Here is a 14494-nt window from a genome sequence, read left to right on the forward strand (position 1 = left end):
AACGGACCTCACGCCAGACATTGAAACAAGAGCGCGGGATCGCGTAATGGATTAAGTCTCAAGCGTACCCCGCCCCACTCGATGGCGTGACGCTCGCAGGTCATCAGGTTTTCAATTGCGACGGGAGGCTTTGATCCGTTTGCGGTCTCCATTCGGATCGAATCAAGCGGCAACCAGAATTCACGACTCTCGCGCGAAAGCGCGATGGCGCCGACGATCGTGTTGGAACCATCGTCGGATTGCTTGGTGAAAGCGATGATCTGATCGTCGTCGACAGGGAGAAACCTCAGATTACGAGTTTGCAGAAGCGCGGGATTGGCGCGTCGCGCCCGATTGAGCGCAGCGATGTAGGGTTTGATATTCCCAGGCGCGTCCCAGTTGCGAATCTTGATCTCGTACTTTTCCGAGTTGAGATATTCTTCGCGCCCCGGAATGGCCTCGTGCTCCAGAAGCTCGAAGCCGTTATAGATTCCGTAGGTACTCGACAGCGTGGCTGCCAGGGCAACTCGAGACTTGAACATCCACGGCTCGCCACTTTGCAGGTGGTAAGGCAGAATGTCCGGTGTGTTCACGAAAAAGTTGGGCCGGTAATAATCGCGCTCAGGATACCCCGTCAGCTCGTTGAGATAGGATTCGATCTCCCATTTCTGGGTTCGCCAGGTAAAGTACGTATACGATTGTGTGAAGCCGAGCTTGGCGAGACCCTTCATGACCTTGGGTCGGGTGAACGCTTCGGCAAGGAAGATGACGCCGGGATCCTTGGTCTGGACCTCGCGGATTAGCCATTCCCAGAAATTGAACGGCTTGGTGTGCGGATTGTCGATTCGAAAGATGCGCACGCCCTGATTGATCCAGAACAGGATCACATCGCGAAGCGCGTTCCACAATGACCCGGCGTCCTCGCAACCGAAATCTGGATTGACAATATCTTCATATTTTTTGGGTGGATTTTCCGCATAACGCATCGAGCCGTCCGGACGCCGCTTGAACCAGTCGGAATGCTGGGTGAGCCAGGGATGATCGGGCGAACACTGCACGGCGATGTCGAGCGCGATCTCCAGGCCATGAGTCTTGCAGGCTGCTATCAACTCCCGGAAGTCGTCGAAAGTACCGAGATCGGGGTGAATCGCGTCGTGCCCACCTTCCTTGGCCCCGATGGCGTAGGGGCTGCCAGGATCGTCGGCGGCGGCCGTCAGCGCATTGTTGCGCCCCTTCCGATTGGTTCTGCCGATGGGATGAATTGGCGTGAAGTAGAGGACGTCGAATCCCATGGCCGCGATATCGGGCAGCCGAGCAATACAATCCCGGAACGTGCCGTGCTGGCCGGGGACGGCACTCTGGCTGCGTGGCACCATCTCGTACCACGCTCCCGCGACGGCGAGGGTGCGGTCGATCGTCAGCGGGTAAGGCCGGGAGCGTGTGAGATCGGACCGGACGCAACCTTCGGCCATGGCGCTCGTCAGTTCAGGCACGAGCAGGCTGGCGGGGTCACCCTTGTGAAGAAAGTCTTCGCATTGACGGAGGATGATCGCGGTCGCGTCCTTGCCGCCATACTGCGCGCGCGTTAGCAGCGCGGCGCCTTCGAGTGCGTCGAGGGTGATGTCCTGACCGGCCTTCTGCTTGAGTTCGAAATCACGCTTCCAGGTGGCGAATTCGTCGGTCCAGGCCTCTATGGCATAAACGTAACGTCCTGGTTCGGCCGGCGCGAAGATTCCAAACCAACGATCATTGTCTTGCAGGGTCATAACCGACCTTTGCCAGTCGCGATCCTGCTCATGGCGCCATATCAACTGTGCGACGATGACGTCATGCCCGCTTCGGAAGATGTCGGCCCAGACATCGATCCTATCGCCAGCGAGGCGCTTAACGGGAAAGCGTCCGGCGTCGATGCAGGGATAAACGTCTTCAATATGAAATGCGCCGGCGGTTGCGCCTCTTTCGTCTGCACGCAACGGCATGTTTTTTTGCGTCGATACGGACATCACGCGCCGTTAACCTGCTGATGAATAATGAAAGACTCGAAAGCTAACCCCGGCGCAGCCGCAAAGTTCCCGATGGAACTGCCCTTTTGTTCCCGAGTTTGTTCAGTCCGAGAGGGCCTGCCGCTCATGCCCGGGTTCGGGGTACGGGGATGGATATCTATTCAAAAGCACGCGATTTGGGCATCAATCTGGACTTTGTCGACGGACTAGGCCGCCGTCATCTCCTGGAAAACGATCGATTGCGCGCTTTTGTCGAGAGTTTGCCATCGCCTCCGCGCCATCGTTTCTTGAAACAGCCCGTGGTCATCGTCGCCGACAGGGCAAAGTCTTGCATTCCTGTCCAAGCCGAGGCGAACGGCATCGCTTGGCGACTTCTGCAACGTGATGCGGTGCTCGCCCAAGGTTACATCGCTTCGGCAACAATCGATATCCGCCGTTCAATAGCGGTCGGTACTTATCGACTGGAGCTCGAAAGTGGCAACGGCATCATCATCGATTCAGTTCCCTTGCTGGCCACGCCTGAAAAAGCCTTTCAAGGCTCGTTCGATCGCGTCTGGGTCTTGTCTGTTCAACTGTACGCGCTGTCATCGTCGCGTAACTGGGGAATGGGTGATTTCACCGATCTTGCATCGCTGATCGAACTGTCCTCGGATTGGGGATGCCACGGCATCGGCCTCAATCCGCTTCACGCCCTGTTCGATGACCGCCCTGTTGAATGCAGCCCCTATGCGCCAAACAGCCGACTGTTCCTTAATCCGCTTTATGTCGATCCCGAGCGGATGCCGAATTTTTCGAGCGCGTGGCTGAGGCAATACCGCGAGCAACTCGATCGGGTCCGGGAAGGCAAACTGGTCGATTATGCGGCGGTTGCGAAACTGAAATACGCCGTATTCCGGCAGGCTTTTTCGGAGTTTCAGCATGATCAGGCCGCGCAAGCCGAATTCGAAATCTTCAGAAAGGAGAGAGGCGAACTGTTAAAACGCTACGCCTGCTTCGAAGTGTTGCGGCGGAAATTCGATCCGTCGCCTTGGTGGCTGTGGCCGGAAGAGTGGCGCCGCCCGACTGATGCTGGAATTCAAGCCATATGCAACGGCCTACAGCGCGAGGAGGTGAAGTTCGTCGAGTTCGTGCAATGGTGCGCGGCGGCCCAGCTACAGTCATGCGCTGATCTCGCTGCTAAACGCGGAATGGCGATCGGGCTTTATCTGGATGTCGCCGTCGGTGTTCAGGCCGGTGGGTTCGACGCCTGGAATGAGCAGAATGCCATCTCGCGCGCGCTTTCGGTTGGAGCGCCGCCCGATCAACTCAACACGTCGGGGCAGGACTGGGGATTGGCGGGATTCCATGCCGCTGGCCTCGAGGCGAGCGACTTTGCACCGTTTCGGGAGATGCTGCGCGCTTCGATGCGTTTTGCGGGAGCCATACGGCTGGATCATGTGCTCGGTCTCAGCCGGCTTTACTTGATACCGGCCGGGGCATCGCCTCTACAGGGGGCATATGTGGAGATGCCGTTGCAGGCGATGCTCGGCGTTATCGCGCAAGAGAGCGTCGGCCAACGTTGTATCGTCATCGGCGAGGATCTTGGAACGGTACTGGAGGGTTTTCGCGACAGTCTCGCGGCATGGGGTGTGTGGTCCTACAAGGTGATGATGTTCGAACGCGGCAATGATGGTGCTTTTATTGAGTCGTCGAAATATGCCGCGAATGCGCTTGTCACCTTCACGACGCATGACCTTGCGTCCTTCGCCGGCTGGCAATCGCATTCCGATCTCAGGGTCAAGCGGGAGCTTGGGATCGATCCCGGCGAAACCGACGCGGAGCGGACGAATGCGCGCCATGCGTTCGAATGGAAGCTCGGCGAAGAACATATCGCAGCGAAGAATTTTATCGGGGCCGTTGAATTTCTCGCGCGCACGCCGTCTCGCATTCTAGCGGTCGCGCTCGACGATCTGATCGGGTTGACGGATCAGCCGAATATTCCAGGTACGGTGGATGAGCATCCCAACTGGCGGAGGCGAATTCCGGTCAAGTTGGAGGATCTGGACCGACGCATCGACCTCGACGCGCTTCGACACGCGCTCCGTGATCGCTGAAACAGCGCTTAGGATAATCCCGATGCTCAATGTGCTAAGGCGGCGACGACTTATCAGCTAAAGAATGGGCTGTCAGGAACGGGTGACCTTAGAGCCATAACTATAAGGACGCAGTCAGAGCGGCTCAGGGATAGCCGCGCAGCATCAACCGGTCCGCGCGAACTTCCCAGCTCTCGAGTCGATTGAGGAAGCTCATCCCTAAAAGGTTAGCTTTCATCTGGCCGCGCGGCACGACGAGCGCAGGCACGGATCGCTCCACAAGTTTCCCAACTGCGAGCCTGTCGAGCGTCAGGCGAGCTGCGCGCGCTCGCCCGCCGGCGGTCTCGACATCGACATCGTAGTTCAGCAATTCCAGCGGCAATCCGGCAGCCTTCGCCGTTTCGTAGGTGAGGACGACGGACGTTGCGCCGGTGTCAATGATCATTGGCGTCTTCACGCCGTTGATCTTTGCGTGAAGTGTAAAATCGCCGTTCTCTGTCCGAGGAATCTGGACACTCCGTGGGGGGCTCGCGGCGGCCTTGTGCAGCATCGTCGACACCAGTTTTCCCGCAGCCGATATTCGTGCGGGATCCCCATAGGCGACCACCGCTCCGGCGGTTGCCACCAGCATTCCGATCACGAGCAGGATGCGGATCATAACGTACCTGCCGCGTTTTCGGCCAGACCTGGAGTGCGAGCCGCCATCATGCTCGAAGACCCGTGCCGGCGTTCATGATCGGTGTGTTTCGCAGACGGCGTCTTTCGTCGGCCATGTGATCGTCTGCTTGCCCAGGTTGAAGCCGCGGACTTTCCTCCGCCATGGGCGCCAGAGCAGACATCACGCGTTCTGGCGGAAAGGTAACGATGACCTCCGTGCCAACGCGAAGCTTGGATTTCAGCGTGAACGTACCGCCGTGCATGTCGATCAGGCTCTTAGCGATCGGCAAACCAAGACCCGCGCCTTGCTCTGCGGATTTGATCGAATTCGATCCTTGTCCGAACGAGGCAAGCACAATCGGGATTTCGTCTTCCGCGATCCCGGAGCCGTTGTCCTTGACACTGAGGTATTGCCCGCCTGAAGCAGTCCATCCGACCTTCAGCAATATTTCTCCGCCCTGTGGCGTGAACTTGATTGAGTTCGACAACAGATTGAGCACGATCTGGCGCGTGGCGCGCTCGTCACTCCAGATGCGTGGCATATCTTGTTCGAACACGTCGTAAATTGTGATGCCGCGGTTCGAGGCTCGTAACTTCAGCAGATGGTGACATTCGGTCACGACATGGACCAGAGATACGGCTTCTTCGTTGAGTTCATAACGGCCGGCTTCGATCCGGGATAGATCAAGAATCTCATTGATCAAATTCAGGAGGTGAACGCCGGAGTTATGAATGTCGGCCGAATAGGTCTTGTAAACTGCAATCGCATGCTCGCCGAAAATCTCACTCTTCATGACCTCGGAAAATCCGAGAATGGCATTCAAGGGCGTCCGCAATTCGTGACTCATTTGAGCCAGAAACCGTGATTTTGCGACGTTGGCCGATTCCGCGCGATGCCGCGCTTCGTCCGAAATAGCCTTCGCCTGCTCAAGTTCGCCGATTAGGGCGTCCTTCTCCGCCCGCGCTTCGAGTGTCGCCAGCGTCGTGGAATGCAAACGATGCGCGAGCAGGGCGAAGAAGCCCTCCGCAGTCAGTGCCAGAATGGCAAGGATGTAGTTATTGAAGCTGCCGCCAGTCGCGAACTTCAGCGCGATTGCCGAGGTTACGGGGGCGGTTGCGGCAAGGGCGGCAATCGGCAGACTGGCCGAGAGCATACTCGATACCGCCACGACCAGCAGCATCAGAAACATCATCAGGGTATTTGTGACCTGATCCGAGCCGGCAGGATGCACCAGAATCGTCGTCCAACACAGGCCGTACAGAAGATCGAGCAAAATGAAACGCGCGCGCCATTTGCGTGTGCTATTGGCCGATGATGGTGCCTTGAGATAATTCCTGCAGTTGTAGATGATGACTGTGTGGAGGCAGAGCATTCCGAACGTCCACGCCGCGGCGGCGGTGGGGGCTATCCAGAAGCCGAAGAGCACGCCAGTTGCAACCAAGAGCAGCATCACGACAAACGATGCCGACAGTCGTGTTTGCGCATATTGCCGGAGCAGTTCGTGATCGAACGCTGGCCTTGTTCCGCTGGTCGAAGTCAGGCGGTCGCGCGCTTCGCGGACGCGCTGCGTGGTGGCGCGGCGATGACGTGCGGACGGTACAATCGCGGGAGCGACCGGAAGCTGGACGACTTCAGGTTTATCGGCGGGAGTACTCATCAACCAGACACAAATCCTGTACGCGGCCGCGCGAGTCGTTACTGATCCATTTCTCGCGCCAAATCCTTAAAGGCGGCCTTAAAAAGCAGGATAATCCGGTTAACGGGACGTTAATCGCTTTCGACGCCGCTTTCGACGGCGACCGACCGGGGCAGGGGGAGCGTCGTGAATCGGACAGCCGTTAACGTTCGAGTCGCGCCAGAAGGCTGGACGTGTCCCAGCGGCGGCCGCCCATCTTCTCGACTTCTGAGTAAAAGGCGTCCACAAGGCTTGTGACCGGCAGGCTTGCGCCGTTGCGACGGGCCTCGGAGATGCAGATTGAAAGGTCCTTGCGCATCCATTCGACGGCGAAGCCGAAATCGAACCTACCTTCATTCATCGTCTTGGAACGGTTCTCCATCTGCCAGGATTGCGCGGCGCCCTTTGAAATCACGTCGACAACTGCATTGACGTCAAGTCCTGCCTTTTTGGCGAAATGGATACCTTCCGACAATCCCTCCACGAGACCGGCAATGCAGATCTGATTGACCATCTTGGTCAATTGACCGGCACCCGCTGGGCCGAGCCGTTTGCACATCCTGGCATAGGCCGCAATGATCGGTTCGGCGCGAGTGTAAGCGTCCTCTGTTCCGCCGCACATCACGGTCAAAAAGCCGTTCTCGGCGCCGGCTTGGCCTCCGGAGACTGGAGCGTCCACAAAGCCGAACCCGCGCCTGGTTGCTTCGGCATCAAGTTCGCGTGCGACCTGAGCGGAGGCCGTCGTATGATCGACGAAGATTGATCCTGGTTTCATTCCGGCAAAGGCACCGCCTGCGCCGATTGTGATCGCACGCAGGTCGTCGTCGTTGCCGACGCACGCCATTACGAAATCCTGACCTCCGGCGGCCGCTTCCGGCGTCGCCGCGGTTTTCCCGCCAAATTTCTCGGCCCATGCCTTGGCTTTGGCCGGCGTTCGATTGAACACGGTTACCTCGTGGCCGCCCTTTGCGACGAGATGTCCTGCCATGGGGAACCCCATGACGCCGAGACCGAGAAATGCGACTTTAGTCATGACCGAGCCTTGTTCAAATCCTGAGGTTTCATTGGAATTAAGAGTGATGAGCGCGTTGCGATGAACTATAGCGTTTTCGAGCGAAGTGGGCACCGGTTCGCGTGAAGAAAACGCGTCAAATCAAAACCATAGAGCACCGCTTCTGATTCATCAGAAGCGGAAAGCTCGAGTTGCGAAATCTCGCCATCATCAACATAGCTCTTGAGATCGCAGCGGCAAAGGTCCGAAAGCCTGAAGGAGGCGACGGGTGTGACGAACGAATTCCAACGCGATTCAAAACGCGTTAGAGTGGAATAGGACATCATTTCCGGGCCGGACAAGGGAGCGCGCATGAGCGTTGGGATGCTCGATCATTTCAATATCCGGACCCGCAAACTTGCCGAGACGGTACGGTTTTACGAGGAGATTCTCGGTCTGACGAACGGGGATCGACCAGATTTCGCGTTTCCGGGCGCGTGGCTCTACTGCGAGGGCAAGCCTGTGGTCCACCTCGTCGACATCGCGCCGACCTCCGAACCCCAAAAGCCGGATTCTGGTGTTGTCCATCATATCGCCTTCGCAAGCCGCGATTTCAGGGGCATGAAACAGCGCCTTCAGTCGAAAGGGTTCACGTTCAGGTCTCGCGAAGTCCCCGGCGGAGCCATCTGGCAGATTTTCGTCAGCGACCCGAACGGCGTGTTGATCGAACTCAACTATGATGCTGTGGCTGAACGGGTCTGACTTTTCCGACCTTGACGGGATGAGGCGGGCTGCGGCCGTTCGTTCGCCTCTTCTCGATTAGCCACGGTACAGGCGTTGACCCGACTGCGGCGGGTAGCCATGTAGACCCTGCTTTCGAAGCAGAGAGCGCCGACTCAGGAGAGACGACTTGAATGTAACACCGCAGCAAGTTCTCGACCGGCTGGCCGGTGTCCTCTCTCCCCACGGCGTGGCGCTGACCGTCGCCAATGTGCTGTCGGAGATCGCTGTCAACGGCGACAAGGTATTTTTCTCTATCAACGTCGAGGCGCCGGAAATCAAGGTCTGGGAGGAGGTTCGCGCCAACGCCGAAGCGGCCGTGCGCGCGATTCCGGGAGTGTCGGTCGCGATGGTGGCTTTGACAGCCGAACGCAAGCCAGACAGCACGACGCCAAGTTTATCGTCGCGGTCGGAGCGAGGGATTCCGCACGTGTCAACACGTCGGTCGCCGCAAAATCCGGCATCAACTTCACCGATGGCGCGACAGGCGGATATTCCCGGAGTAGCTGCCATTGTTGCCGTTGCTTCCGGCAAGGGCGGTGTCGGCAAGTCGACCACCGCGCTCAATCTCGCGCTGGGCCTACGGGATCTCGGTTTGCGTGTCGGTCTGCTCGATGCCGATATCTACGGGCCATCAATTCCGAGATTGACCGGTATTCGCGAAAAGCCGCAATTGACGGATGACAAGAAGATAGTACCCATCGGACGGTTTGGCCTTACTATCATGTCGGTCGGCTTTCTGATCGAGGAAGAAAGTGCGATGATCTGGCGCGGTCCGATGGTGGCCTCGGCGATCAGGCAAATGCTCCGCGATGTGGCTTGGGGCCAGCTCGACGTTCTGGTCGTGGACATGCCGCCCGGAACCGGCGATGCTCAGCTGACGCTGGCTCAGAATGTGCCGCTTAAGGGCGCCGTCATCATTTCGACACCGCAGGATTTGTCACTGATCGACGCACGGCGCGGACTTGCCATGTTCAGAAAAGTCAACGTGCCGGTTTTCGGCATTATCGAAAACATGAGTTTCTTTCAGTGTCCGCATTGCGGGGGGCGAAGCGATATCTTTGGCCATGGGGGCGCGCGACACGAGGCGGAACGGCTGGGAGTACCGTTCCTTGGTGAAATCCCGCTTCATATGTCGATTCGCGAGACTTCCGATTCCGGTCATCCGGTAGTCGAGAGTCAGCCTGACGGCTCCCATGCGGCGATCTATCGTGCCATCGCCGAAAATATTCGTGACCGGCTCCACGACGCGGTCGCTGTGGCCCGGTGATCCGATTCTAAGATTTGCATTTCCGTCACGGCAGGAGGCTTGCAAATTTCAGAATCAAAGTACCACTAGCAACAGTTTCAAGTTTCGAGTTTGAGATTTGGTTCGCTGCAACGCGATCAGCGAGGGGCAAATTCGCGTCACTACAGTCTTCGCTGGAATCTCAAGAACTATCGTCAAAGGGGTATCTAATGAAACGTCGTGATTTTTTGAAAGGTTCGGCCGCGGGTGCCGCTGTCTCGGCCGTTGCCTCACCGGCGATTGCGCAATCGGCACCGGAGATCAAGTGGCGTATGACGTCGAGCTTCCCCAAATCGCTCGACACGATCTATGGCACTGCCGAGGTCTTTACCAAGCAAGTTGCGGAAATGACCGACAACAAATTCCAGATCCAGGTTTTCCCGGCCGAGGAGGTCGCCCCTGGATTGCAGGCGCTCGATGCGACGGCCAACAAGACGGTCGAGATGAGTCATACCGTTTCGTATTATTATGTCGGAAAGGATCCCACCTTCGCGGTTTTCGCGTCGGTCCCGTTCGGGCTCAATGGGCGTCAGCAGAATTCCTGGCTGGTTCAGGGCGGCGGTAATGAGCTTGCAAACGAGTTCTTCAAGAAATTCGGCGTTATCGGGTTTCCTTGCGGCAACACCGGCACGCAGATGGGCGGTTGGTTCCGCAAAGAGATCAAGACCGTGGCTGATTTGTCTGGCCTGAAGATGCGGATCGGCGGCATTGCCGGTCAGGTGTTGCAGAAGGTCGGTGTGGTACCGCAGCAGCTTGCCGGGGGTAACGTTTATCCTTCGCTTGAGAAGGGTGCGATCGACGCGGCCGAATGGGTTGGCCCCTACGACGATGAAAAGCTGGGCTTCCAGAAAGTCGCCAAATATTATTACTATCCGGGTTTCTGGGAGGGCGGGCCGACAATTCATGCGTTCTGCAATCTCGAGAAATGGAACACGTTGCCAAAGACCTATCAGGCGATATTGATGAATGCGGCGGCGACGGCCAACACCTGGATGGCAACGCGCTATGACATGCAAAATCCTGCCGCCCTCAAGCGGCTCGTTGCAGGTGGCGCCCAACTTCGACCGTTCAGTAATGATGTTCTCGACGCCTGCCTGAAAGCCACGAACGAATTGTGGGACGAGATTTCAGCGAACAACCCGGACTTCAAGAAGGCGATCGACGCGATGCAAGCTTATCGATCGGACCAGTATTTGTGGTGGCAGGTGGCCGAGTATACCTACGACACTTTTATGATCCGATCGCGGACGCGAGGTTGATAACATTCAGACATCGAGTGTTAGGCGCGAATACCCTGAAGTTGCATCTATTGTCGGTTTGTTGGTGCTGGACCCAAATCGAACGGCGCTACATCGATAATCGGAACCTCGATCTTGATCTTGTTGAGGTCGACGGTTGTCGATTTTCCGAGCAGGCTTGTCACGCTCGCGGGGACCGCGATCACAAGAACGACCATGATAATTTGCAATCCAATCCAGGGCACCGCGCCCCAGTAGATGTCGGAGCTCTTTACCTCTCGCGGGGCGACGCCGCGCAGGTAGAACAGCGCAAAACCGAATGGTGGGTGAAGGAACGAGGTCTGCATATTGACGCAGATCATAACGCCGAACCAGATCAATGCCGCGTCCGCACCGACGATGGGAGCGAGAAGTTTCTGGGCCACCGGAGCGATCATTGGCAGGATGATGAAGGCGATCTCGAAGAAATCGAGGAAGAACGCCAGGAAGAAGATGAAGACGTTGATGAAGATGAGAAAGCCCCATACGCCACCTGGCAGCGATGTCAGCAGGTGTTCGAGCCACTCACCGCCGGATACCCCAAGAAACACCACCGAAAAACAAGTCGATCCAATCAAAATGAACGTCACCATGGTGGTGAGGCGCATCGTCGATTGATAACCCTGTTTGATGAGGTCGCGAAGTCCCGGGATACGGACGGATTCCAGACAAATCCACACGACTGCGAGATAGGTAAAAGCGAACGCGATCTTGAAGACCAATCCTTTGGCCACGAAAATTCCGACGAGTGTTCCGATGCCTCCGGTGATCGTGCCGATGATCAGGAGTTTTTGGCCGGTACTGCTGAAATCTTTGTGGTGAATGGTCGCCAGTACGATAGCGCCGACAGCGCCCATCGCACCTGCTTCCGTCGGAGTCGCAAGGCCCAACATCATGGTGCCGAGCACGACGAAGATCAGAACAGCGGAGGGAATGATGCCCATCAGGCACTTGCGCCAAAGCGGCCAGCCAGCGAGCGTGCGGGATTCCTGTGGCACCGGAGGGACGTGATCGGGCTTGAAGACACCAAGCAGGAAAGTATAGCCGGCGAACAGCACGATCTGAAACAGCGAAGGCCCCCACGCGCCGAGATACATGTCGCCGACCGATTTTCCGAGTTGATCGGCCAGGACGATCAACACCAGGGAAGGCGGAACGAGTTGAGTGATGGTGCCGGATGCTGCCAGCACGCCTGTGATGTAGCGAATGTTGTAGCCGTATCGCATCATCACGGGCATCGAGATGAGCGCCATGGCGATCACCTGAGCAGCGACCGTGCCGGTGATGGCGCCGAGGATGAACCCGACAAGTATGACCGAATAGCCAAGGCCACCGCGGATTGGTCCAAACAGTTGGCCCATCGAGTCGAGCATGTCCTCCGCGAGGCCGCAGCGCTCAAGCACCGATCCCATGAACGTAAAAAAAGGAATCGCGAGCAGCAACTCGTTAGACAGCACGCTCCCGAACACGCGCCCTGGTATGGCCTGAAGGAAATTCAGATCGAAGAAGCCAAGATGGATCGCAAGGAATCCGAACGAGAGCCCCACCGCAGCCAATGTGAAGGCGACCGGAAAGCCGATCAACATCGCCAGAACCAGGCCGCCGAACATCATCGGCGGCATCATTTCCAGCGTGATCATTGAGTCGGTCTCTCGTACGTCGCATCGATCGTGACAACGCCGAGTAGCGCCGCGACTCGCTTAATTACTTCTGAGGCACCTTGAAGCGCGAGCATGACGAATCCGAGGGGTACGACGAGCTTGATCGGCCAGCGGACGAGACCACCGGCATTTCCTGACATTTCGCCGATCGCATAAGACTGCATGAAGAAAGGCCAGGACAGGTAGCTGAGCAACAGGCAGGCCGGAATGAGAAGAAAAAGGGTCCCGATGAGATCAAGCCAGAGCTTGCCGCGCTCGGACAGGAACAGATAGAAGATCTCGACGCGGACATGTTCGTTGCGTTTGAAGGTATAAGATGCACCGAACATTACGAGGATGGCGAACATGTACCACTGCAATTCGAGCCAGCTGTTCGAGCTATAGTCGAAGGCATATCGGATCATCGCATTCCCGGCACTCACCAGCACGGCAAACAGCACAAGGATATTGCATACGTAGCCAACCTTTTCATTGAGCCGGTCGATGGCTGTGCTAAGCGCCAGTAACGGACGCATCAATTCCTCCTGGCGGCTGCCGACCGCGATCACTGAAGCCGGACTTCAGAAGGCATCTCTCCGAAGCCGCAACAGCGGTTGTTTGTGCCAGATTGTGGAATACGGCGGCCTGTCGGATGCTGGCTACATGAAGGGCGTCGCACCATTCCAATGCTACGTTGCCGCAGTCAACCGGGCCGTTGATGGTTTTGGGGTGTGCCGGACCACTGAGCGGTTATAGCGTTTTCGAGCGAAGTGGATACCTGTTCGCGTGGAGAAAACGCGTTAGATCAGAGTCATAGAGCAGCTTCTGATTTCGTCAGAATCAGAAGGCTCCAGGAAATCATGACTTGGATAATAGCCTTCGAATGTCATTGCGGGCATGGGGTGTCGGATCAAACCCAAGCACAATGGATCACCGATACCGTCAACGCAGGTCCGCTAACCTTCGCCTCGGGATACGGCCAGACGGGCGGATACCTAAATCGCTACCCGCCGGTTACACTCATGTGACGGCTTACACTCGGACGGTTGTGACGGTCGATAATAAAATCGTGGCCTTTCGGCTTGAGGCCGATGGCGCGATCGATCGTTTCGTACAGCAGATCGTCGGTGGGTGATGCGCGGAGCGGCCGGCGCAGATCGGAGGCGTCTTCGTGTCCGAGGCAGGTATGCAGGGTGCCCGTGCAGGTGATACGGACGCGGTTGCAGGATTCGCAGAAATTGTGGGTCATCGGCGTGATGAAGCCAAGTTTGCCGCCGGTCTCACTGACCCGAACGTAGCGGGCGGGACCGCCTGTACTGTCATCAAGGTCCGTGAGGGTGTATTGACCTTCGAGCCGAGCGCGCAGCATGGATAGCGGCAGGTACTGATCGGCGCGGGATGCGCCGATATCGCCCATCGGCATGACTTCGATGAGAGTCAGTGCCATGTCTCGACTGTGCGCCCATTCCATTAGAGATGGAATTTCGTCCTCGTTCAGGTGTTTAAGCGCAACCGCATTGATCTTGACCGCGAGGCCCGCGGCTTGCGCGGCGTCAATGCCTGCCATGACTTTCTGGATGTCGCCCCAGCGCGTGATCTCACGAAATCTGGCAGGGTCAAGCGTATCGAGCGACACGTTGATCCGTCGCACGCCGCAATCCTTAAGCTCGTTCGCGAAACGGGCCAATTGCGATCCGTTTGTCGTGAGCGTCAGTTCCTTCAGCGCCCCTGTTCCGAGATGGCGAGACAAGGAGCGGATCAGCGACATCACGTTGCGGCGAACCAGCGGCTCCCCACCTGTCAGCCGCAGCTTGCGCACGCCCTTGGCGATGAAAGCGGAGCACAGACGATCAAGCTCCTCCAGCGTGAGCAGATCCGCCTTGGGCAGAAAAGTCATATCCTCGGACATGCAATAAAAGCAGCGAAGGTCGCAGCGATCCGTGACCGATACGCGCAAATAACTGATGTTTCGGCCGAACGGGTCGACCATTTTCCGGGAGCCCGAAGTCTCGGCGGGGGCAGAACAACCGGTCATTTCATTTGCCTTGTTGCAACGGCGCAGGAGGTATTTGGTTCTTTTCTAATGTAGGCGTGTTCTGGCCGGGGCACAATGTACCGGCTCTGCTGCAGT

Annotated in this window: 11 protein-coding genes; 4 read left to right on the forward strand and 7 right to left on the reverse strand. The window is 57.4% G+C overall.

The genetic code is table 11. The annotated features are described in order from the left end of the window. Positions 1-8: 8 nt before the first annotated feature. Positions 9-1982, reverse strand: a complete 1974-nt coding sequence (locus ACM561_RS06495; protein WP_425908896.1) for an alpha-1,4-glucan--maltose-1-phosphate maltosyltransferase — start codon at positions 1980-1982, stop codon at positions 9-11. Positions 1983-2131: 149 nt separating this feature from the next. Here ACM561_RS06495 and malQ point away from each other — a divergent pair, with 149 nt between their 5' ends. Beyond that, the gene (gene malQ, locus ACM561_RS06500) at positions 2132-4075 is read left to right on the forward strand and encodes a 4-alpha-glucanotransferase (protein WP_425908897.1); all 1944 of its coding nucleotides are present in this window, start codon (positions 2132-2134) and stop codon (positions 4073-4075) included. A gap of 124 nt (positions 4076-4199) precedes the next feature. On the opposite strand, the gene ACM561_RS06505 is transcribed toward malQ, so the two are convergent. The 3 genes from ACM561_RS06505 to ACM561_RS06515 form a co-directional block, all read right to left on the reverse strand. Next, positions 4200-4712, reverse strand: a complete 513-nt coding sequence (locus ACM561_RS06505) for a TIGR02281 family clan AA aspartic protease (protein WP_079446256.1) — start codon at positions 4710-4712, stop codon at positions 4200-4202. Between the two features lie 46 nt (positions 4713-4758). Further along, the gene (locus ACM561_RS06510) at positions 4759-6369 is read right to left on the reverse strand and encodes a sensor histidine kinase (RefSeq protein ID WP_425908899.1); all 1611 of its coding nucleotides are present in this window, start codon (positions 6367-6369) and stop codon (positions 4759-4761) included. A 181-nt stretch (positions 6370-6550) separates the two neighbouring features. Further along, a complete protein-coding gene (locus ACM561_RS06515; RefSeq protein ID WP_425908900.1) occupies positions 6551-7420 on the reverse strand; it encodes an NAD(P)-dependent oxidoreductase in 870 nt (289 codons plus the stop codon). Between the two features lie 330 nt (positions 7421-7750). On the opposite strand from ACM561_RS06515, the gene ACM561_RS06520 reads away from it, so the two are divergent. From ACM561_RS06520 to ACM561_RS06530, 3 genes are all read left to right on the forward strand, one after another. After that, positions 7751-8140 carry a VOC family protein gene (locus ACM561_RS06520; protein WP_425908902.1) on the forward strand — a complete coding sequence of 130 codons (390 nt, stop codon included), beginning with the start codon at positions 7751-7753 and terminating at the stop codon, positions 8138-8140. Positions 8141-8288: 148 nt separating this feature from the next. Next, positions 8289-9428: a P-loop NTPase gene (locus ACM561_RS06525; protein WP_425908903.1), complete on the forward strand. Its 1140-nt coding sequence runs from the start codon at positions 8289-8291 to the stop codon at positions 9426-9428. Between the two features lie 188 nt (positions 9429-9616). Further along, positions 9617-10705, forward strand: a complete 1089-nt coding sequence (locus tag ACM561_RS06530) for a TRAP transporter substrate-binding protein (RefSeq protein WP_079446261.1) — start codon at positions 9617-9619, stop codon at positions 10703-10705. A 47-nt stretch (positions 10706-10752) separates the two neighbouring features. Here ACM561_RS06530 and ACM561_RS06535 read toward each other — a convergent pair whose 3' ends face one another. From ACM561_RS06535 to moaA, 3 genes are all read right to left on the reverse strand, one after another. Next, on the reverse strand, positions 10753-12363 hold the full coding sequence (locus ACM561_RS06535) for a TRAP transporter large permease (protein WP_425908904.1): 1611 nt from the start codon (positions 12361-12363) through the stop codon (positions 10753-10755). Continuing rightward, positions 12360-12899 (reverse strand): TRAP transporter small permease subunit, encoded by a 540-nt coding sequence (locus ACM561_RS06540; protein WP_425909666.1) that lies wholly within the window; start codon positions 12897-12899, stop codon positions 12360-12362. Before ACM561_RS06540 ends, ACM561_RS06535 begins: the two co-directional genes overlap by 4 nt. Positions 12900-13366: 467 nt before the next feature. Next, the gene (gene moaA / locus ACM561_RS06545) at positions 13367-14398 is read right to left on the reverse strand and encodes a GTP 3',8-cyclase MoaA (RefSeq protein ID WP_079446264.1); all 1032 of its coding nucleotides are present in this window, start codon (positions 14396-14398) and stop codon (positions 13367-13369) included. Between the last annotated feature and the right edge of the window lie 96 nt (positions 14399-14494).

This window comes from Nitrobacter sp. TKz-YC02 (assembly GCF_049852135.1).
In the GTDB taxonomy this organism is placed as follows: domain Bacteria; phylum Pseudomonadota; class Alphaproteobacteria; order Rhizobiales; family Xanthobacteraceae; genus Nitrobacter; species Nitrobacter vulgaris.